Below are 21,294 nucleotides of genomic sequence, written 5' to 3' on the forward strand. Positions count from 1 at the left end.
AACTAAACATTTTTGAAGTGGCGGACATCTTAGCCAGCGAATTGCATGGTCCCCCCGCTTTACGGCTTTTTCTTGTCCGCACTAGCTCCAAATACAATAGTAAAACGTTCAGTTCACCGTAATCTGGATGTTATAATGAAGATGGCTCGTTTAAACTGACAGAAATCACCTCATTTCGATTGAACTCTCTTCTTTAACAATTCTCCCAGCTTGCGGGCATCCTCTATCGCTTTTCCATCTTTAAAAATATCTTGAGGTTTAACGCCTTCACCAACTATATATCCTTTATAGTTCAGTCCGATAAATTGGAAAATATAAGAAAACTGCTGCACAAGGGGAAGACCTTTCACTCGCGGATGGTCTCCTCCAACCGCGATTATATATGCTTGTTTTCTGCTCATTTCTTCCTTGAAATGGGGATGCTTATCGTCTCTTAGAGTTTGAGACCAACGATCAATAAATCGCTTCATCACACTTGTCATGCCATACCAATAGATAGGGGTTGAAAAAATTAAGACTTCACAATCCATGATTTGTTCAATAATTTGATCGTAATCATCCTCTACCCGTTCAAAACCTGTCAGCTCATGCCTTTGATCCAAAATATCTTTAACATGATAGTCTTTCAATTTAATCTTCGTTACATCAGGCAGACTGTTAATGACTTCTTCTGTTAAAATTTCCGCGTTTCCGCCCTCACGAGTACTTCCATAAATGACACCTATTTTCATTTAAATCACCTCATATATAATGTTATTTCAACCGCAAGGGCATGAATTCTCCCATTCCCACACAAGCAGCATCCATCTTCTCATGAAACGATACAGAACCGCTTCCAAAACCAGTGATACTGTCGGCACAAAAAGCTTTTTAACAACCAGCAATGTTCCATCCCTTCGTCAAAAAAATCTGCTTTGATAACATCCTATCATAGTGATTATGGGCCGTTACAGCGGATAAGTTGAATGGTTACCATCGAAAAAAACGTTGGAGGAAATAAACAGCTTTCTTCAACTAGCCTGCATAAGCTTAAATGAAGCTGCGAGATGTTTACTTAAACTGAATGAGTTCCTTAAATGAACGGCCTTTATTTTTTCCTCGTTGCCCGTTCACCTATTGCCATCACAATGGTCTAATCGATCATCTGGACTTTTTATTCCCTCATTTGTTCCTTCAGTACAGCGGAGGATGGAAGAAAAACGCACTATTTGCAGGTTCCTTTATGGTAATATGTCATTATCTATCCGGTGTATGATTTGGAAATTACGATAGGAGAGGAAGCATGTGGATATAAAGCAATTATCAACATTTCAAGTCGCAAGCGAAACACTGAATTTCACCAAAAGTGCTGAAATATTAAACTATGCTCAATCGAGCGTGACTGCACAAATCAAAAACCTAGAAAAAGAACTGGGCGTAAGCCTATTCGAAAGAATGGGGAATAAATTAGTTTTAACACCATCCGGAGAGAAATTCAGAGTGCATGCAGATGCTATTATTTCCCAATACCAATCAGCAATAGAAGAAATGAATGGCGATAAAAGTTTGGCGAGTACCATTGTGATCGGTGCGACCGAAAGCCAATGTGCTTATAAACTTCCTGATGTGCTAAAAGCATTTAAAATATCCTTTCCAAAAGTTCGGGTCATCGTTAAACCCATTCATAAATTTTCAGAAATCCAATCAAAATTACAATCCGGAGAACTGGATTTTGCTTTTATATTGGGAGAAGCTGCAGGTGAAAGGAACAACTTGGAAATTTTAAAACTATCAAAGGGACGCTTAGTTTTAGTGGCTTCCCCTATGAATAAAGCGGCGCAGCTTAATCATCTGGCGTTAGAGAACTTAACCGAGGAAACACTTCTATTAACTGAAAAAGGATGCTCTTACAGAAATTTGTTAGAAAGGACGCTCCATAGCAAGAAGATAAAATTCAATTCCACTTTCGAAATTACCAATATAGATTCCTTAAAGAATTGTGTGAAATCGGACTTAGGCATTGCCCTGCTTCCCTATGAAGTTGTAAAACAAGAAGTCGAACGCAATGAATTGAATATATTAGATCTCCTTCCAATAAAAGAACATAACATCTGCCATTATATTTCATGGCATCAAGATAAGAAACTTACACCGCTCTTCAATGCATTTATTTCAATCAGCCAAAAGGTCTTTTAAGTACACCGCTGTAAATCAAAACCTCCGCAAAGTGTGGCGCATTAAGTACCTTGAAGATGTCAATACAATCGGAAAGCCTGGGAGCTAAGCTCTTTCACATAATAATTCTTAATCAGCTAACCTTCAAGTGGAAAACGGGGATACACCTATTCAGCCTGTTCGTGATCAAATTTGTATCCCTTAAGACTCACGCTTTTCTTCAGTAAACGGTTCACTGGATAAATAGTCCGTTGAATCCTCACTGTAACGTTCTATTATATGCTTGAATGACAAACAGCCAGGGCTTTATAAAAAAGCACCTGGCTGTTTGTTCATAACTATTAGGATCCGTGTCCAATCCCGAGCACACCATTTTGCCCGATGGATTTATTCATTATCTTCTCCTTGGCCAGCCAAGCTGCTCCAATAACTCCCGCATTGTTGCCGAGTGCTGCCGGGACAATTTCTACACCTTGGGCTACCCTTGGAAATGCAAATCGTGCTACTTCCCTTTTCAGCGGGGCTAACAAGCTGTCCCCTGCTCTTGACACGCCACCGCCAATCACAATTTTTTCGGGATTTAATCCATTGGCTAAATTAGCTAATGCCAATCCTAAATGAAACGCAACCTCATGAATAACTCGCTTAGCCAGTTCGTCTCCTTCATTGGCTGCATCAAAAACCAACTTAGCAGTGATGGCATCATAATCTCTTAATAAACTTGGTTGATCCGAGGAAGATAGCTCTGCTTGCGCTAAGCGGGTAATGCCTGTAGCAGATGCTACCGTTTCTAAACATCCCTGTTTTCCGCAATTGCAGCGGGCCCCATCTTTAGGAACAGATGTAATATGGCCGATTTCACCGGCAGCCCCATTTACACCGTGGACAATCTCACCGTTTACAATAATTCCTCCGCCAACTCCCGTTCCTAACGTGACACAGATTAAATTTCTGGCTCCTCCGCCAGCACCTTTCCACATTTCACCAATCGCAGCAATATTTGCATCGTTTTCTACCACTGCCGGCAGGGATGTTTCGCGCTCTAGAATAGTTTGTAAAGGGAATTTCCCCCATCCTAAATTAATAGCCCCTTCAATGGAACCGTCCTTCTCATTGACAGGACCCGGAGCTCCGATCCCAATCCCCATTAACCGGTTTTTCGTTTGTTCTAGTTCCTCTAACTTCTGATCAATGGAAGCTGCAATCGCTGCTGGAATATGTAAACCCTTTTCCCTTTTGTCCGTATCAATTTCCCAGCCGTGCAGAATATCACCTTCCAAACTAATAAAAGCCATTTTAATGGTGGTTCCGCCTAAATCAACACCAACTAGCCATTTTTCTTCCATACCTTATCCCTCTTTTCTTGGTCTATTCTTTATGCTTTCATGTATGCTAGAAAAGCCGCCAGGGATGCTGGCGGCAACAGTTTGCTTTATCTCCCGTGTAAACTTCCATTCAAGAATGAAAGGGCAATCAAACGTCTAAGCGGGAAATCACAGCATCTGCCGTATAGGCGTGTACGAAGGCGCAGCAGCAGAACATGGCGATCATAGCCTTTGTTCTGCTTTTCAGCAGCGAAGGTTCACTTATATTTTTTGCATGAATTCCGCTCAATCAACCGATGAGGCACAATAATTCTCTTTACGGGCTCATCCGGGTTATGAATCATTTCTATTAAGATCTTAGCTGCCTGAAAGCCTAAATCATGGATATTGATATCAACGGTCGTTAACGGAGGCCGGGATAATGCGGATAACAAAGAATTGTTAAAGCCCACAATCGATATATCATCCGGTACACTAAGTCCAAGTTTCTCTAACGTATTGATAATTCCGAATGCCATTAAATCGTCCGCAACCACTAAAGCCGTCGGCATTTCCTTTAGGGATAATAATCCGGAAATCGCCTCTTTTCCACCTTCCATTAAAAAATCCTCATGAACGATATAATCTTGACAGATTGGCATCCCAGCATTCTTTAGAGCGGCTTCATATCCCCGCTGCCGATCCAATGTCACCATTAGGGAGGTCTTTCCTCCAACAAAGCCAATCCTTTCATGTCCAAGATTTAACAAATAATCCGTCACTTCTTTTGCTGCTCTAAAATTATCATTATCTACATGGGGAGTTTTGTCCATAGAATCAGAGGGCTTCCCGATCATCGTATACGGAAAATCTTTTTTATCCAGAAATGCCATTACCTTGTCATTCATCCGTGAATACAGCAAGATGACTCCATCCACACGACCGCTTTGAACCATTCGAACAATTCCATCATAAATCTCATCTTCCGTCTCGCCAGTGGAGAACAGGATTGCGTACTCCTTCATATGGGCAAATTTACCAATCCCGCGGATGACCTCAGGAAAGAACGGGTTTTGAAAAACTTTATCGGTCGAATTCGGCATAGCCAGGCCAATCGTTTGCGTAATACGACTGGCCAAATGACGGGCTTTAAAGTTAGGGTAATAGCCGAGGTCTTCCATTACTTTCCGCACTTTTTCTTTTGTTTTCTGACTAATTCTCGGATTATCGGCAATAACCCTTGATACGGTCGATGGCGTAACATTAGCCGCTTTAGCCACATCCTTAATAGTAATTCTCAACCTTTGCATCCCCTTTGTTATGTTTCTTTCCATCCATTATAGCTATTAAATTTTGGCTATCTCCATTATAATCTCTTTGCCGCCCGCTGTGTCTTGATTGCTCTGTCTATTTTCTATCTTAAAGCTATCGCCGTTTACAAGGATGATAGGGGTAATCACATCGTTCCCATGGCTTGATACCTTCTCAATATCAAATTCTGCAATTGGCTCCCCTTGTTTAACTTGAGCACCCTCATGAACCAGCACATTGAATCCGTCGCCTTTTAAATTGACCGTTTCTAACCCCATATGAATTAAGAGCTCTGCACCAGCTTTGGAACGCAGACTGATTGCGTGCTTAGTTGGAAATACATTCATGATCTCGCCGTCCACTGGTGAAAAAACCTGATTGTTTGTAGGGATAATCGCCACCCCGTCTCCCATCATTTTTTGAGAAAAGACAGGATCGGGAACGGACTCAAGTAAAACCACTTTTCCTGTTAAAGGAGCGCAGATCGACTCCTTCTTTTGTTTAAACCATGATTGAAACATTTTCTATTACTCCTCTTCCTGTTATTAAATCGTAACCTCTACGCCAAAATGATCCGAAATAACCGGCTTGTGTTTCCCGTTAAATATAACACAGGATTCTTCGACTTCAACCGGAAAGCTGGAAAAGATATAGTCCACTCGCAAAGCTTGCTGGTTTTCCTCCCAGCCGGCAATCTTCCCTCTCACCGTTGCTCCGCCATCCTTCTTTTTGGCTAATTGGTACGTATCATAAAGGCCTTTACTCAACAAATAATCGTATCCTTCTCCGCTAACATTGGCATCGTTATTAAAGTCTCCCATTAGAAAATACTTTGCATCTTTGCCTGCTTTTTTACATAGCGTATCGGCCTGTATTGTAAACGGCTCTTCTTTATCCTCCCACCAGCCGAGATGGCAAGAATAAAAAGCAATAGACTGATTTTGAAAACGGATTTTGATCCCTGCAATTTTTCTTGCTTTCCAATTATTTGTATCTTCGGATTGAGTCAAAAAGAAAGAGTTTTTTTCTTCAATCGGGTGCTTCGTTAGCAGGGCAACCCCCTCTTCATACATGCCATATCCGATATGCGAAAAATCCCAGAAATACTGATAATCCGTAATTCCAAGCTTTTTTAATTCATCAAGGAGGACCAGAATAAAATTATCTTGTTTTATCCGTTCGTTTATACTTTCTGAATCGATCGGCTGACTCACTTCCTGCAGCGCTATAACATCATAGGATCTTTCCTTAATCGTTTCAGCTAAAATTTTAATTTTTTCGAGTTGATCTTCCTCCATCCAGGAATGGCAATTTAAAGTTAATAATTTCAATTCATTACCCTCCTAAACGGTCATTTATATCTGATTTTAACACATCGGCTTTTGGACCGTAGATGGCTTGAACACCCTTTCCTTTGATGATTAAGCCTAATGCGCCATATTGCTTCCATTGCTGTTCAGAAGCTACGGCATCCACATCTTTTACCGTTACACGGAGACGTGTCATACACGCATCGACATCCTCGATATTTCCTTTCCCTCCCAGCAGACCGATGATGGCTGCTGCTTGTGAGTTGTCCTCTTCCCTCTGTTCGCTTGATGAAGCTTGTCCAGTTTCTTCTTCAATATAGTTTCCTAAGCGACCAGGGGTAGCATATTTAAACTTTTTAATCATGAAATTCGCCACCGTAAAGTTTAACGCGAAGAAAACGATGCATGCTACAACAAAATATAAGAGATCTAACCATAGGCCCGCTTTTATAATCATAGGTGTTCGGGTTAAAAGCTCGATAAGGCCGAAGGAGTGGATTCGGATATGAACCAGATCGACAACTGCAAATGCTAATCCTGTCATAATCGCATAGGCTACGTAAAGGGCTGGCGCAATAAACATGAACATGAATTCAATTGGTTCCGTTACACCTGTTAAAAATACTGCTAATCCAGCAGAGAAGAACATAGACTTGTATTTAGCCCGTTTATCTTTATCGACATTGCGATACATGGCTAATGCTATACCGATTAAGGATGCACAGGATAGAATCATTTGCCCTACTTTAAAGCGGGCAGGCGTCACATCCTGCAGCAATGCTTTATAGCCTTCTGTGTCTCCTGCTGCGAGTAAGTTATTTAAGTCAGAAATCCATGCCAGCCATAACGGATCCTGTCCAGCAACCGTAGTCCCGGCACTTGAACCAGTTAAGATGGTATACGTTCCTCCCAGCTCCGTATAGTTTATTGGAACGGTCAGCATATGATGTAAACCGAAAGGAAGCAATAAACGCTCTAACGCGCCAAAAACAAATGGAGCAACAATCGGTGCTGTGTCACGTGATGTTGCAATCCAGCGGCCAAAATCATTTAGCAGCCCTTGAATAAACGGCCATACAATTGATAGAATGATAGCCGTTACAATCGACCCAACAATGACAACAAACGGTACGAATCGTTTCCCGTTAAAGAAGGCCAAGGATTGTGGTAGTTTGTCATAATTATAATATTTATTAAATAAGTTGGCTCCTAAGAATCCGGAAATGATCCCAATAAAAACCCCCATATTCAGTGCTGGCGCACCAAGAACAGAAATAAAATAATCTTTTACCACTAATTCGCTGCCGAACAGGGAAGAAACCGTAGCTTCAGCATCCCCTAACATTTCGTTATTGACACCGAAAATCGCACCAGTGATTCGATTAATTAAAATAAAAGCAATTAAGGCAGCAAAAGCCCCGCCGGCACGTTCTTTCGCCCAAGATCCGCCGATAGCCACAGCGAATAGCACATGAAGATTTCCGATAATCCCCCAGCCAATCCCCTCTATCACGGAGGCAATCGTGGTTAAGACAGCTATATCCGCTCCTAGCATTCCTACTAACTTTCCAAGTGAAATCATGATTCCGGCTGCTGGCATAACAGCTACCACAACGAGTAAAGCTTTACCGAACTTTTGCCAAAAATCAAAAGATTTAAGTTTCTTCATTTCTATTTCCCTCCTTAACCTCTTTTTAGCGCAAACGTTTGCCTAAATTGGTTTAAAAAATCATGTAAGCCGATACACTCTTGCTTCAAACGGTTTTAAGCTGCCTTTGTGACGATTCACATGCGATTCTATTTCATAATTGAACATTAAAAGTTCCAAACCTTTATCTTTCCATTCAGGCGGAAGCTCATATTCTGTCTCTTTCGCAAAAAGATTTGTCATAATTAAAAATGTTTCGTCTTTTAATGTTCTCGTGTAGGCAAATATTTGGCTGTGTTTGGCCATTACTAGTTCAAAACTCCCGTATATTAAAGTCAGATTTTCTTTTCGCAGCTGAATAAGCTTCTTATAATAGTGATAGATCGAGTCCGCGTTCTTCAGCGCACTCTCAACATTGATTTCAACACAATTCGGGTTTACCTTTAACCATGGCCGGCCTGTCGTAAAACCTGCATTGGCACCGTCCGTCCATTGCATCGGTGTTCTTGAATTATCACGGCCATTTTTCCATATGATCCTCATTAATTCCTCATGACTCATGCCAGCTTTTATTCCATTGTGATACATGTTTTTAATTGCAACATCATTATAATCATCAATGGAAGAAAACTTCACATTGGTCATCCCAATTTCTTGCCCTTGATAAATAAATGGCGTTCCCTGCATTAAAAAGTACATGGTTGCTAGACATTTAGCAGATTTCTCCCGCCATACTCCATCATTTCCCCAAGTCGAAACGGAGCGGGGCTGGTCATGATTTTCCAGGAATAATGCATTCCATCCAATTCCATCGAGTTTTGTCTGCCAATTTTGAAAGGTTTCCTTCAAGGCTTGAAGATCAATTCCGCCTGTTATGCTTTTTCCCCAAAGATCTAAGTGCTCAAATTGAAAAACCATGTTAAAAATACCGTTCTCTTCTCCAACCCATTCTTCTGCGTGATCTGCCTCAACCCCATTTGCTTCCCCGATGGTCATGATATCGTATTTAGCAAAGGTTTCACGCTTTAACTCTTGGAGAAAAACGTCAATTCCCTCACGGTTCATATGCCCTTCAAAAGATGGAACGTATTCGAGGTTCTTCGGATTCGGCAAATCCGGGAATCCAGGCACTTTTTTAATATGAGAAATAGCATCCACCCGAAAACCATCAATTCCTTTATCGAGCCACCAATTGATCATTTCATATAAATCTTTTCGAACATTAGGATTCTCCCAATTTAAATCTGGCTGCTTACGGGAGAAGACATGCATATAATATTCCTCAGTCTTCGGATCATATTCCCATGCAGAACCTCCAAATATCGACTCCCAGTTATTCGGCTCTTTCCCGTTTTTGCCCGGGTGCCAAATATAATAGTCTCTATACGGATTATCCTTAGAAGAACGAGATTCAATAAACCAGGGATGTTCATCAGAAGTATGATTAATCACTAAATCCATAACTAATTTCATTCCGCGATTATGGACCTCTGTTAACAGCTGATCAAAATCAGCCATCGTTCCGAATTCTTCCATTATTCCTTTGTAGTCACTAATATCGTAACCGTTATCATCATTAGGCGAAGAATAAATTGGACAAATCCAGATGACATCAATTCCAAAATTCTTTAAATAATCCAACTTGGAAATAACACCTTGAATATCGCCAATCCCGTCGCCATTTGAATCCATAAAGCTACGGGGATAAATTTGGTATGCGACTGCTTCTTTCCACCATGTTCTCTTCATGGTTCCTGCCTCCTCTCATTTCTTAAAAAGAATATACCAAACAGATAGATTTTGTGCAATCGTTTTCATAAATTTTTTAAAAATTTCCTCGATGGTTTTAGCCCAAAATGATTTGATAGAAACAGTGAATCTTAAGGGCTTATTCCATTTCAAACCGCTTTAACCCCCTCCTGATTTAGGCTTGAATTTCATCTCACTTTAATGAAACCTCTCCCGTTAGAAATGCAACGCGGTTTCATGGGATATTGTTATATAACGGTCTTCAATAGCCGATGCTTTCATTCTGGAGGTGACAGCCTTGATATGTTCACATAAAAAAACGTTTGGCCGAGTAGACCAAACGTTTTTTTCATTAACCGATATGGAATGTTTCTTTAACAAATGCTTTTACTTCTTCTGTTGTATCCATTAAAAGAATGGCATCGACATGTTTTTCAATCTCTGCTTTGGATAATTGGCGGATTTGTGAACGTGCTTTTAAGATGGATGTCGCGCTCATGGAAAATTCGTCCAATCCTAATCCAAGAAGAATAGGAATTGCGATTTCATCTCCTGCCATTTCACCGCACATGCCAGCCCACTTTCCTTCTTTATGGGCGGCGTCAATAACATTTTTTATCAGGCGAAGGATGGCCGGATTGTATGGCTGATAAAGATAGGAAACACGTTCATTCATACGGTCAGCCGCCAAGGTGTACTGAATCAAATCATTTGTCCCGATTGAGAAGAAATCGACTTCTTTCGCGAAAAGGTCTGCCATGACAGCAGAAGACGGAATTTCCACCATCATTCCCACTTCAATCTTATCGGAAACCGCCATGCCTTGCGCTTGAAGCTTATCTTTTTCCTCGATTAAAATGCCTTTTGCCTGACGGAATTCATCAAGAGTCGCAATCATTGGGAACATGATTTTTAAGTTGCCGTGAACACTTGCGCGCAATAACGCGCGAAGCTGTGTGCGGAACATATCCTGCATTTCAAGGCATAAACGAATGGCGCGGAATCCCAAGAACGGATTCATTTCTTTCGGAAGATCAAGATATGGAAGCTCCTTATCGCCGCCGATGTCAAGTGTGCGAACGACAACCGGCTTCCCTTCCATGCGTTCCAATACCGCCTTATAAGCCTCAAACTGCTCCTCCTCTGTTGGAAGCGTATCGCGGCCCATATATAAAAACTCGGTTCGGTACAGTCCTACACCCTCTCCACCGTTTGCCAGCACTCCTTTTACATCATCAGGTGTGCCAATATTGGCAGCCAATTCAACAGAATAATTGTCAGCCGACACTGTTTTTTCATTTACGAGCTTCGCCCACTCGGCTTTTTGCGCTTCATAAGCAGCTTTCTTTTTTTCATAGCTTTTGATCAAGTCTTCTGTGGGGTTGACAATTACTTTCCCGTCTAAGCCGTCCACAATGACCATTGTACCGTTTTGAATGTCAGCCATGACTTTTTTCGTTCCGACAACGGCGGGAATTTCCATAGAGCGGGCCATAATGGCAGAATGTGATGTACGGCCGCCGATGTCGGTTGTAAAGCCTTTGACATATTTACGATTTAATTGAGCAGTATCTGATGGCGTTAAGTCTTCTGCCACAATCACAACCTCGTCCGAAATCATGCTTGGACTGGCAATGGTCACGCCTAACAGATGGGCTAATACACGTTTGGTTACATCGCGAATATCAGCAGCACGCTCTTTCATGTATTCATTGTCCATGGATTCAAACATGCTGACAAACATGGCTGCCACTTCGTTTAATGCAAATTCAGCGTTTACTTTCTCAGAATTGATTTTATCTTTAATCGGATGAATCAGCTCCGGGTCATTTAACACAAGAAGATGTGCTGCAAATATGTCGGCCTTATCTTTTCCCAATTCTTTACGGGCATTCTCTTTAATTACTTCAAGCTCCGATTTTGATTGAGCCAGCGCTCTTTCAAGACGCGCTATTTCTGCATCCGTATCCGCTACTGCTGTTTTTTCTGCTGTTAACTCCGGGTTCTCAAGACGAAAGGCTTTGGCGATGGCAATGCCGCTGGACGCGGCAATGCCTAGGATTTCGTTTGTCATTATTCTGCAAATCCTTCGTTTTTCATTGTTTCTTCTAAAGCAGCCATTGCTTGATCCGCTTCAGACCCTTCAGCAGTAATTTTGATAACAGCGTTTTTCGGGATACCGAGAGACATAACTCCCATAATTGATTTTAAGTTAACGGTCTTACCGTTATACTCTAAGCTAATATCAGCATTAAATTTGCTTGCTGTTTGCACTAATATTGTGGCCGGACGCGCGTGGATTCCAGTATCTGCTACTACGTTAAATTGTTTTTCTGCCATGATCAACATTCTCCTTTTCTACTTTGAAATAGTTACGATGTTTTCTTCTCCACTATTAACATGACCTTGCTTTACAATATTGATTTTTTCATCAGCTTGCAGATTAGTGAAAATGATCGGCGTCATCACGGAAGGCGCATGTTTTTTCACATAATCCAGATCAACCTTCAAGATCTCCTGACCTTTTTTCACTTCGTCTCCTTGAGACACCAGCAAATCAAAGCCTTCCCCTTTTAAATTCACTGTATCAATCCCAAAATGAATTAAAAGCTCGCGGCCGCTCGCCGTTTCCATTCCAATGGCATGCTTGGTCGGAAATGTGGTAACGATTTTGCCGTCTGCTGGTGCGACTACCTTGCCTTCTGACGGAACAACAGCAAAGCCGTCTCCCATTAATTTTTGGGAAAACACTTGGTCCGGCACTTCAGAAAGCGGGACAATCTCTCCTTTAATTGGAGAAACTAGATCATTTACAGAACCGCTCATTTCTGCCGGTGTGGCGGTCTCATGTTCCGAAACTTCCGGCTCTTTTGCCGCAACTGGCGTACGCCCTTCCATGATGTCTTTGATTTGATCCTTTAATGTGTCGGATTTAGGTCCAAAGATTGCTTGAATGTTATTCCCTACTTCAAGGACACCTGAAGCACCCAATTTTTTCAAACGCTCTTTATCGACATGCTTCACATCCTTCACAGATACACGCAGACGTGTGATACATGCGTCTAAATTCGTGATATTGGCTTGTCCGCCTAGCGCTTCAAGTATATTGCGCGGAAGCTCTCCCGCTCCTGCAGTGCCTGCGTCTTCGCCTTGCTCTTCTTTCACTTCACGCCCCGGCGTTTTCAGGTTAAATTTGCGGATCGCAAAGCGGAAACCGAAATAATAAATGACAGCAAGCACTAATCCTACCGGAATAACTAGCCACCAATCGGTACGGTTTTGCATTACACCGAATAGCATAAAGTCAATCACACCGCCGGAGAACGTCATACCTATTTTAACATTTAACAGCTGCATCATCATGAATGACAATCCGGCGAACACGGCGTGAATGGCAAATAAAACGGGTGCTACGAACAAGAACGTAAATTCAAGCGGCTCTGTAATACCTGTTAGGAAGGATGTTAATGCAGCCGATCCCATGATGCCCGCTACATATTTTTTATGCTCAGGCCGCGCTTCATGATACATAGCCAGTGCCGCTGCCGGCAAACCGAACATCATGAACGGGAATTTTCCTGCCATGAATGTACCCGCCGTCAATTCCACACCGTCTTTAAGCTGTGCGAAAAAGATTTTCTGGTCACCACGAATGACTTCTCCTGCTTTATTCACATACTCGCCAAATTCAAACCAGAACGGTGAATAGAAGATGTGGTGCAGTCCAAAAGGAATAAGGGAACGCTCGATCAGTCCGAAAATAAATGCGGATATTGTCGGGCTGGCCCCGAGCATATTTTGCGAAAATGCATTCAATCCATCCTGGATCGGCGGCCACACGAAGATCAGGACAACCCCGAGAATAATAGCAGACACCCCTGTAACAATGGGCACAAAACGTTTGCCTGCAAAGAATCCCAAGTATTGGGGCAATTCAATTTTAAAGAAACGATTATACATGGATGCAGCCAATACCCCGACGATGATGCCTCCAAAGACCCCTGTTTGCAGAGTTGGGATTCCCAAGATACTCGCAAAGGCCGGGTCTTTGCCGATCATCGCTGGGTCCAATTTTCCTGTTTCGATCAGGATCGCACTCATCGTTTTGTTCATGATGAGATATCCCACAATAGCTGCAATCCCTGCAACGCCATCGCCCGCTAAACCAACTGCCACCCCTACCGCAAATAAGAGCGATAAGTTGGCGAAAATGATATCTCCAGCTTGTGCGAGCACGTTAGCTACCAATTGAAACCACTCTGCTCCAAGCACTGGAAAACGTTCAATCAGCAAAGGGTTTTGCAGAGCTGTCCCTACACCAAGCAGAATACCCGCCGCTGGCAAAATGGCTACAGGGAGCATTAATGCTTTTCCGACTTTTTGTAATGCACCGAAAAGCTTTTTAAACATTGCGCACGCCACCTTTTCTATTTGTAATGTGAATTAAGCGATTGTTTTGATACGTCACTCTATATCCTTTTCCTACACTATAAAATGTTAAACGCTTTCTTTTTACAACAAAAAAAGACATGAGAAAAGAAAGAAACTTTATGGAATACATATGAGATCCTAACAATCTCACATACCAATGTTTCATTTCTCAACTCATGCCTGATCGAATCAGTAACACGTATCAAAACGAATTATGCTAATTCAGTTTTTACAACTAAGCGCTGCAGATGCATTGTTAAATACACAGCTTCCGCTTCATAAACGGGTAACTTCAATGCTTGCTGCATCACCTTAATGATTTTACAAGACAAATTATAGCACAGAGGATATTCCTCTTTCAAGAGTAAAGCAATTTTTTTAGGTTCCTCTGCTCTCTCCCCTGCTTTCACCCGCTCGATCGTAAAGTGGAGATGGCGAATGAGCCTCATATAATAGATAGAATCGCGGTCAATAGCAATATGAAATGCATGTTCAATCATTTCGATAATCGTTTGAATCAGCTGTGAATGTTTATTCACCTCTGAAATCCGTTTAGCCGTCAATGCACTGTGAATATGAAGGGCGATGAAACCGATTTCTCCATTCGGCAGATTGATCTCCATTCTCTCATTTATCATTTCAATAACTTCAGCAGCGATTGTATACTCATGCGGGTACATCACTTTAGTCTCTAATAAAAACGGGTTCTTCAGATCCATTCCCTGCTGGATTCGCTTGATCGCAAAATAAATATGATCGGTAAGAGCCACATGGATATGCTCATTCAACGGGGCATTGACCCGCTTTTGAATCAGGGAAATCACATCGTTCATGAGCCCAATAAAACGCTCATCAATATGGTTAAGCAATTGCTTGTACTGCTCTTGCTCTTGTTCACTTTTTAAGATGAAGAGCTTTTCTATCGTTTCTGGTGCGATTGGATCGCCGTTTTTTTTGCCGAAGCCGATTCCTTTCCCTATCAGGACTACCTCGTCATATTCAGCATGTGATGCAATGAGTACATTATTATTTAGCGCTTTTCTTACGACAAAGGACCCTTGCACGAATCCTTCACTCCCCTGTTTTCACTTGTCATTACTCGTCTTTACATAATATAAAAGAAACTGTTTTAACGTCAATGAAAATAATACTATTCTCAAAAAAAATTCATTTTCGCAGCCTGCTGTGAAAGACAAATGGGTAAAATAAACTCCTACTCTTTTTTAACATATACCGTTTGTTAATTGTATAATAGAGTTATTCTGATGTATGAGGTGCTTCTAATGGATGATCATCGCCAGGTTAAGGGCGAAACATGGAGGACAAAGGTATTTGTGATTGCGGTAATTTCTTTACTGATAGCAGGGTCCGTCGCTTTTGTGCTGTCCATTATTTATTTTGGCGTTCTCGGTTTATTTAGCTTATTAGGGATTGAGTTTGACTCTCTCTGGTCATTGTTTTTGTTTGTTCTTTTTTATTTCCTTATAGGAATTATAGGGGATTTTATCGTAATAGCATTGAGCGTGCTGATGAGCAAGTCTTACAATTGGTCCAGATGGCAAATAAAGACCGGTCAATTCATTTTCTCATTTTTAGTAAACTGGGCGATCGTTTCACTATTAAATACTTGCATGGACTCTATTCATTTGCAATTTATCACAGAAATGGTTTTATCTCTCATTTTTGCGATAATAGACGTGGCGATGGAGTCTGACGAAGAATAAGAAAAAAAACACCCGAACAGCCTTAAATTTTTATTGACAAAAAATATTTTTGTGCTATAATTTACAGATGATCATTTTTTGGTTAAAATAAGATTCTCCTGGCCAGGGGAATCTTATTTTTGTTTTATGAAGGAGAGAAATGGTATGAGTCAGGGAAATTTGACCGCTTTACTATCCGCTTTTGGCCGCGCTTATCACAGCCAAAATGATTCGCCCAAAATTTTTGATGATGCTGTGGCCAATGACCTCATTACGGAAAAAGAGAGCGCAGAAATTAAAAAGAATTTAATTCAAGGCATACATTTTTTCAGTAAAGAGAGGGCTCAAGCGCTGCAAAACCGTCCAGATGACATTCTAAAGTGGATTACGCAAGTCCAGCTTTCTCCCACTCCCTTGGCGCGAGCAGCCTATTGTGAAACGGTTCTGATAAATGAACTGAAACTGGGACTGCGGCAATACGTGATACTGGGCGCTGGATTCGATACCTTTTGTTTTCGTTATCCCGACCTGAGCGAAAACCTCGAAATATTTGAAGTCGATCATCCATCAATGCAAACACTGAAGAAAGAACGATTAGCCAAGGCACAATTGAAAATCCCAAATAATCTGCACTTTATTCCAATGGATTTTACCCAACCATTCTCTGACAAAGAATTAATCAAACAAGGTCTTAAAAATGAAAAAACCTTTTATAGTCTTTTAGGAGTTTCCTATTATTTAACGAAGGATGAAATGAAGGGGCTGCTGCAGCATTTGTTCGCGAACATTCCAGCAGGCAGCTCGATCGTATTCGATTATGCAGATGAACAGCTATTTCGAGAAAAAGGATTATCCAATCGGGTGGAGAACATGGTCAAGATGGCTGCAGCCAGCGGAGAACCTATGAAATCTTGTTTCACTTATGCTGAAATCGAGAAAATATTAGAGGATGCGGGATTGCTCGTATATGAACATTTATCGCCCGCAGCCATTAATGACCGGTTTTTTCATAATAGATCCGATTATTTAACCGCGTTCGAAACGGTTCATTATCTTCATGCTGTAAAAAAATATTAAAATCATATGGCCGCTCAATTTTTCAAAGGATTGAGCGGCCATTCAATTATCACATTCGATTTTGACTGAAGGCTTTGAGATCGTTCAATCAATGCCTAATCATTACAAATTTTGCGATCCCGCTCTCTTCCAGAAATGCATTACTGCGCTCGCTGCCTTATTCTTGACCTCTTTTTGAAAACAATCGGAGCTGTGGCCAGTACACCTGCAAAAAAATGTTAGATTTTCAGCAGCTTTTCTAAGTTTTTCTCGGCGGATTCACGATCTGTTGATAATTCGGTCAGAATGTTCAGCATGAGATTTTTTCTGGCCATTTTTCTTAATGCCTGAAAGACATTCGGTTTAGTTTCTTTAATCAATGTCATAATTTCAATCGTCGGCAGCGGTGTTTTCGATTGTATCTTTAAAAATGAACGTAAAAAGGCGTTAAAATCATAAGCCGAATTGGCATTATCAGGATATTTTTTTAGTAACCCGTAAAACCGTTGAATACTCTTTTTTAATTCTTCATTTCTTTCCGTCAATTTTGGTCCCTACCTTACCTTTCATTATGTAATTACCAAATGCGGAAGATGATTCCCATTTGGCAGCTCGGCTGTCATCATTCATTCTTTATGAACCTAAGACCCGAAGCTTTGCGTCCCCACCTTTCGATGAGTTTGCCTTTATCACTTGGTTCACTTATTCTAACTATTGACATCGTGATTATGTTGCTTTAAAACAATATAGTAATTTTTACCCTAAGTCAATAAGACTTAATACCTATTTTTTTAAGCAGCCGGATAAAACAAAGTACTAAGTTCACCCTATTATGTATTGCATGCTGATCTCCCTTCCCTTCTATTCTCTATCCAGCTGTTACCCGAAACTTATATGAGTATTACTAGTATAAACGGGTATATAATTAATAAGATTTTCTCATGTTAACACCTAACCCTAAGCTTTCCTTTGTTTGAAAACAAAGGAAGCCTAGTGGAGGGTGATTAAATGAGAAAAGCATATGGCATCAAAAGCTTAATCGCTTATCTGGATTCTGTGAATTATCCGCTAGCTGAAGATGAGATCCATGATCTTATCTTAAAAAGAGAACTGCCTCACTTAAGACCTTTAAATAACCTCCTCATTTTTAACCTAGATGACATAGACTGGTGGATCAGCCAGCGGCGATTATAAGCTTGAGCCTAACAAAGCCCCGCATAATTGCGGGGCTTTGCGGTTGCTTATACTTTTATTCATCCTGCGGTTTGACTGGGCAGACCTGCCTTATTCAAGCTTGTATTTTTCCGTCTATAATCGTCATCTCCACTTCGGTGCTTAACAGCTCATCAGGATGTTCCAAAGCGAAAAGATCCTTTGAATAAACGGTCATATCCGCTAATTTTCCCCGTGAGATCGTCCCTTTTTTAAGTTCTTCATTGACAGCAAAGGCACCGCCGATCGTAAACAGCCGGACTGCATCAACCATTGATAATCTCTCTTTGGGGTTCCAGCTTTCGCTGTGTTCCCACGGGGCTTTTCGAGTGACAGCAGAATGAATACCAAACAATGGGTTCACCGGTTCGATCGGTGCATCAGATCCGCCGGCGCATACAACCCCAAAAGACCGTAATGTTTCCCATGCATACAAATACAGCTCTCTTTTCTCTCCGATCCTTTGCTTAACCCATGGATAATCACTAACGACAAACCTTGGCTGAATGTCGGCAATTCGGCTAGGATCCGCCAGCTGCTTCATTAACTCTTTGGTAAGGACAGATACATGTATCAATCGGTCCCGATACTTGACTTTTGGAAATTGGTCCAGTATGTGCAGCACATTCTTTAAAGCCTGATCGCCAATTGTATGTACAGCGATTGGCATCAGATGCGCCCTGACCTCTTTTATGATCTCAAATAAAGCTTCCTGACTGTGTATGGCCTCTCCAAAGTTTTCCCGGTCATCATCATAAGGCTCGGACAGCAGAGCCGTTCGTCTGCCAAGCGCACCATCCGCAAATATTTTGATCGCGCCTATTTGCAGCTTTTCATTCCCGTATCCTGTATACATCCCTCTTTCTTTTAATTGAGAAAGATAGGGATAATCAATCAAAAGATTGCATCGCAAGCCTTTTTGTTCCCGGTTAATCAATGTATCATACAATTTATACGTTTGCTCGAAACCGCCTAAATAGCAGGGATCGTTAGTATGAACACTCGTTAAGCCCTTTTGGATCGCCAAACTCATCGCTTGTTCTAGCCCATGCTTTAATTCGCTGTAGGTTCGCTCTGGAATATGCTTAACAATCAGGTTGGAAGCTGTCTCAAGAAGGAGCCCTGTCGGTTTTTGTGTCACCGGATCAAGCACAACCTCCCCTCCCTTTGGCACCGGGATGGAAGAATGATAACCGCTCCTTTTAAACGCCATACTATTCACTAAAAAAGCGTGATGACAAACCCTTTTTAGAAAGATTGGACAATGAGGGGCAGCTTGATCTAATTCTTCAATATCGGGAATCATCTTGTCATTAAAGAGATTCTCATCCCACCCCATACCGATCAACCACTTTCCCGGCGCAATCGTTTTAGCTTTTTCTCTAATTTTCTTCAGCATCTCTTCTTTGGATCGAACGCCTGTTAAATCGAGGTCTAAAAGCTGAAAAGCCAGACCGGAAAGATGAAGATGACTGTCAATTAAGCCAGGAGTTGCCATTTTTCCCTGTAAATCGATGAGATGTGATCCTCTTCTCCCCCATTGCAGCATCATATCATTATGCGAACCGACATCCACAATGATCCCGTTTTCAACCACAACTGTTTCCACCACCGGATGAATGGCATCAAGCGTGTATATTTTCCCATTTGTATAAATAGTTTTTGTCATAGAAATACCTCCTGTGGCATCTTGGTACTTATTACACGTCCATTCCATTGCTATTAACCCACTTCATTAAGGATCAGCTTTGGGGCTGCTCCCCCCTGGCACAAACGTTCACTTTACGCCAGACGTTTTTATGTCTTCCTTCGGACATTCAACAGAGATTTGCTCTGCATGACATTCTACTTCCTCTTCATCGTCTAGCAAAACAGGGGCAGGTGTGGCGCTGACTACTCCGAGATAAAAGGATACAAGGGAGTGAATGGCGACCATGGCTGCATCCCACGGTGCCGGCAATACCCCTATTCCGCCAAATGTGCCGGCAAAACTGAGAATGAACATGCCAGAGACATAGTACATAAACCACCACGTCGAGCGAAGCTGTTGAGAAAATGGAATATTTGAGATGAATCTTCTTCTAAAGCCTGCACAATATAGAGCGAAAACCATTACCAGTAAAGAGAGCAGCCAAGAAAGAGTCTCCCATCCCACCCAGTAAATAATTAATGAGGAAACGATATAAGCAATAGGGGCAACTATATTAACCCCTCTTACTCGAAAGGGCCTTTTTAAGTCAGGAGCTGTCCGTCGGAAGGCAGTCACTGCAACAGGCAGCATAGAGAAGGTTAAAATTCCTGCAGCTGAACTAATTTGAACAAGCATTTGCCAGGAAGGGAACGGAAGAGTCCAAAAAAGCGACATGAAAAAAGCCAGCCAAAGCGCCAATCTTGGGACTCCGCTGTTCTCATCCACTCGAGAAAAAATACGGAAAAATGTCCCGTTTCTAGACCATGCATAAATTTGCCGGGCAGTGGCTGCAAGATAAATATTTCCTGTTCCCCCTGGGGAGATTACCGCATCTGCCATGATAAGTTTTGCCAGCCATCCAATGCCTAAAATAGTCACTAGCTCCACAAAGGGTGAAGCTATTTCTAATGCAGCCCATCCTTTGGACAGATCTTCTGCAGGAATAGCTCCAACAAAGCTAATTTGCAGCAGCGCATAAATACAGGCTGAGAGGAATAAAGCAGAAAAAAGAGCCTGCGGAATTACACGTGAAGGGTTTTTGACCTCTGAAGAGAATAAAACAATATTTTGAAATCCCATAAAAGCAAAAATAATCCCAGTGGTTGAAACCGCTGATAGAATTCCACTGACTCCTGAAGTCGCAAAACCATGACTGCTGAAGTTTTCCGCTTTAAAAAAGCTTAATAGCACAATAATAGTTAAAAGCGGTACAGCAAACTTAATAAATGTAATCACATTATTAACTTTACCCAATGATTTAACTCCCCGAAAATTAATCCAGAAGAAGATACTAAGTAAAGCGGCTTGTACAACCCAGCCCAACACTGTCGGATTTTGCTCCCCTAAAGCCGGCCACCACCCACTCGCATAGCTTCTTACAGCTACCGCCTCTAAACCAGCGACAACGGAGTAACCAATAAAAGCCATAAAGCTATTGAGATAGCCGATGAGAGGGCCGTGTGAATAAGCTGGATAACGCACAATCCCTCCTGTACGCGGAAGAGCCCCTCCCAGTTCAGCAAGCGTTAAAGCAATAAAGTAGCTGGCCACGGCACCAATCAACCATGAGAGAAAAGCCGAAGGACCGGCCACCTGAGCAGCAAACAAGGAAGCAAAGAGCCAACTTGACCCGATGATAGAACCCACTCCGATAAGTGTTAGATCTATGAAACTCAACTGTCGTTTAAATGCGGCTCGCTGTTTCATCAATAATCTCCTCACCTTT

18 protein-coding genes and 1 riboswitch are annotated in these 21,294 nt (G+C 41.7%); of the genes, 4 read left to right on the forward strand and 14 right to left on the reverse strand.

Features of this window, described 5'->3' with window-relative positions:
- Nucleotides 1-170 precede the first annotated feature (170 nt).
- A complete protein-coding gene (locus tag CEF20_RS07905) occupies nucleotides 171-731 on the reverse strand; it encodes a flavodoxin family protein (RefSeq protein WP_100331296.1) in 561 nt (186 codons plus the stop codon).
- A 553-nt stretch (nucleotides 732-1,284) separates the two neighbouring features.
- Here CEF20_RS07905 and CEF20_RS07910 point away from each other — a divergent pair.
- Complete coding sequence (locus CEF20_RS07910) at nucleotides 1,285-2,175, forward strand: LysR family transcriptional regulator (RefSeq protein ID WP_100331297.1); 891 nt, start codon at nucleotides 1,285-1,287, stop codon at nucleotides 2,173-2,175.
- A gap of 320 nt (nucleotides 2,176-2,495) precedes the next feature.
- Here the strand turns inward: CEF20_RS07910 and CEF20_RS07915 are convergent, their stop codons facing one another.
- From CEF20_RS07915 to glcT, 10 genes are all read right to left on the reverse strand, one after another.
- Entirely contained in the window at nucleotides 2,496-3,500 is a 1,005-nt protein-coding gene (locus CEF20_RS07915) for an ROK family glucokinase (protein ID WP_100331298.1), read from the reverse strand.
- 236 nt (nucleotides 3,501-3,736) lie between these two features.
- Entirely contained in the window at nucleotides 3,737-4,759 is a 1,023-nt protein-coding gene (locus CEF20_RS07920) for a LacI family DNA-binding transcriptional regulator (protein ID WP_100331299.1), read from the reverse strand.
- A 45-nt stretch (nucleotides 4,760-4,804) separates the two neighbouring features.
- Complete coding sequence (locus CEF20_RS07925; RefSeq protein ID WP_100331300.1) at nucleotides 4,805-5,290, reverse strand: PTS sugar transporter subunit IIA; 486 nt, start codon at nucleotides 5,288-5,290, stop codon at nucleotides 4,805-4,807.
- A 24-nt stretch (nucleotides 5,291-5,314) separates the two neighbouring features.
- A complete protein-coding gene (locus CEF20_RS07930) occupies nucleotides 5,315-6,100 on the reverse strand; it encodes an endonuclease/exonuclease/phosphatase family protein (RefSeq protein WP_100331301.1) in 786 nt (261 codons plus the stop codon).
- A gap of 4 nt (nucleotides 6,101-6,104) precedes the next feature.
- Entirely contained in the window at nucleotides 6,105-7,748 is a 1,644-nt protein-coding gene (locus CEF20_RS07935) for a PTS transporter subunit IIBC (RefSeq protein WP_100331302.1), read from the reverse strand.
- A gap of 60 nt (nucleotides 7,749-7,808) precedes the next feature.
- Entirely contained in the window at nucleotides 7,809-9,476 is a 1,668-nt protein-coding gene (locus CEF20_RS07940; RefSeq protein WP_100331303.1) for a glycoside hydrolase family 13 protein, read from the reverse strand.
- A 352-nt stretch (nucleotides 9,477-9,828) separates the two neighbouring features.
- Nucleotides 9,829-11,550, reverse strand: a complete 1,722-nt coding sequence (gene ptsP, locus CEF20_RS07945) for a phosphoenolpyruvate--protein phosphotransferase (RefSeq protein WP_100331304.1) — start codon at nucleotides 11,548-11,550, stop codon at nucleotides 9,829-9,831.
- Nucleotides 11,550-11,816, reverse strand: coding sequence for a phosphocarrier protein HPr (locus tag CEF20_RS07950; RefSeq protein ID WP_100331305.1), 267 nt, complete (start codon nucleotides 11,814-11,816; stop codon nucleotides 11,550-11,552). The genes ptsP and CEF20_RS07950 overlap by 1 nt, the downstream gene beginning before the upstream one ends.
- Before the next feature lie 18 nt (nucleotides 11,817-11,834).
- Nucleotides 11,835-13,886 carry a glucose-specific PTS transporter subunit IIBC gene (gene ptsG, locus CEF20_RS07955; protein WP_100331306.1) on the reverse strand — a complete coding sequence of 684 codons (2,052 nt, stop codon included), beginning with the start codon at nucleotides 13,884-13,886 and terminating at the stop codon, nucleotides 11,835-11,837.
- Between the two features lie 233 nt (nucleotides 13,887-14,119).
- Nucleotides 14,120-14,971 carry a glucose PTS transporter transcription antiterminator GlcT gene (gene glcT / locus CEF20_RS07960; protein WP_100331307.1) on the reverse strand — a complete coding sequence of 284 codons (852 nt, stop codon included), beginning with the start codon at nucleotides 14,969-14,971 and terminating at the stop codon, nucleotides 14,120-14,122.
- Nucleotides 14,972-15,190: 219 nt separating this feature from the next.
- Here glcT and CEF20_RS07965 point away from each other — a divergent pair, with 219 nt between their 5' ends.
- Nucleotides 15,191-15,631 (forward strand): YrvL family regulatory protein, encoded by a 441-nt coding sequence (locus CEF20_RS07965; RefSeq protein ID WP_157796226.1) that lies wholly within the window; start codon nucleotides 15,191-15,193, stop codon nucleotides 15,629-15,631.
- 126 nt (nucleotides 15,632-15,757) lie between these two features.
- Nucleotides 15,758-16,687, forward strand: coding sequence for a class I SAM-dependent methyltransferase (locus CEF20_RS07970; protein WP_100331309.1), 930 nt, complete (start codon nucleotides 15,758-15,760; stop codon nucleotides 16,685-16,687).
- Nucleotides 16,688-16,905: 218 nt separating this feature from the next.
- Here the strand turns inward: CEF20_RS07970 and CEF20_RS07975 are convergent, their stop codons facing one another.
- Nucleotides 16,906-17,211 carry a hypothetical protein gene (locus tag CEF20_RS07975; protein WP_100331310.1) on the reverse strand — a complete coding sequence of 102 codons (306 nt, stop codon included), beginning with the start codon at nucleotides 17,209-17,211 and terminating at the stop codon, nucleotides 16,906-16,908.
- Between the two features lie 58 nt (nucleotides 17,212-17,269).
- A riboswitch (cyclic di-GMP riboswitch) is annotated at nucleotides 17,270-17,361 on the reverse strand.
- Nucleotides 17,362-17,674: 313 nt separating this feature from the next.
- On the opposite strand from CEF20_RS07975, the gene CEF20_RS07980 reads away from it, so the two are divergent.
- On the forward strand, nucleotides 17,675-17,860 hold the full coding sequence (locus tag CEF20_RS07980; protein WP_100331311.1) for a hypothetical protein: 186 nt from the start codon (nucleotides 17,675-17,677) through the stop codon (nucleotides 17,858-17,860).
- A gap of 94 nt (nucleotides 17,861-17,954) precedes the next feature.
- On the opposite strand, the gene CEF20_RS07985 is transcribed toward CEF20_RS07980, so the two are convergent.
- Complete coding sequence (locus CEF20_RS07985; protein WP_100331312.1) at nucleotides 17,955-19,547, reverse strand: amidohydrolase; 1,593 nt, start codon at nucleotides 19,545-19,547, stop codon at nucleotides 17,955-17,957.
- Nucleotides 19,548-19,655: 108 nt separating this feature from the next.
- Entirely contained in the window at nucleotides 19,656-21,275 is a 1,620-nt protein-coding gene (locus tag CEF20_RS07990) for an APC family permease (protein WP_100331313.1), read from the reverse strand.
- Nucleotides 21,276-21,294: the final 19 nt, after the last annotated feature.

It is taken from the genome of Bacillus xiapuensis (assembly GCF_002797355.1).
Classification (GTDB): domain Bacteria; phylum Bacillota; class Bacilli; order Bacillales; family Domibacillaceae; genus Bacillus_CE; species Bacillus_CE xiapuensis.

Bases quoted from the DNA above. Each gene is read 5' to 3' on its own strand.
- CEF20_RS07905 (WP_100331296.1), bottom strand. From the start codon at position 731: ATGAAAATAGGTGTCATTTATGGAAGTACTCGTGAGGGCGGAAACGCG.
- CEF20_RS07915 (WP_100331298.1), bottom strand. From the start codon at position 3,500: ATGGAAGAAAAATGGCTAGTTGGTGTTGATTTAGGCGGAACCACCATT.
- CEF20_RS07925 (WP_100331300.1), bottom strand. From the start codon at position 5,290: ATGTTTCAATCATGGTTTAAACAAAAGAAGGAGTCGATCTGCGCTCCT.
- CEF20_RS07935 (WP_100331302.1), bottom strand. From the start codon at position 7,748: ATGAAGAAACTTAAATCTTTTGATTTTTGGCAAAAGTTCGGTAAAGCT.
- CEF20_RS07940 (WP_100331303.1), bottom strand. From the start codon at position 9,476: ATGAAGAGAACATGGTGGAAAGAAGCAGTCGCATACCAAATTTATCCC.
- ptsP (WP_100331304.1), bottom strand. From the start codon at position 11,550: ATGACAAACGAAATCCTAGGCATTGCCGCGTCCAGCGGCATTGCCATC.
- CEF20_RS07950 (WP_100331305.1), bottom strand. From the start codon at position 11,816: ATGGCAGAAAAACAATTTAACGTAGTAGCAGATACTGGAATCCACGCG.
- ptsG (WP_100331306.1), bottom strand. From the start codon at position 13,886: ATGTTTAAAAAGCTTTTCGGTGCATTACAAAAAGTCGGAAAAGCATTA.
- CEF20_RS07965 (WP_157796226.1), top strand. From the start codon at position 15,191: ATGGATGATCATCGCCAGGTTAAGGGCGAAACATGGAGGACAAAGGTA.
- CEF20_RS07970 (WP_100331309.1), top strand. From the start codon at position 15,758: ATGAAGGAGAGAAATGGTATGAGTCAGGGAAATTTGACCGCTTTACTA.
- CEF20_RS07980 (WP_100331311.1), top strand. From the start codon at position 17,675: ATGAGAAAAGCATATGGCATCAAAAGCTTAATCGCTTATCTGGATTCT.
- CEF20_RS07985 (WP_100331312.1), bottom strand. From the start codon at position 19,547: ATGACAAAAACTATTTATACAAATGGGAAAATATACACGCTTGATGCC.
- CEF20_RS07990 (WP_100331313.1), bottom strand. From the start codon at position 21,275: ATGAAACAGCGAGCCGCATTTAAACGACAGTTGAGTTTCATAGATCTA.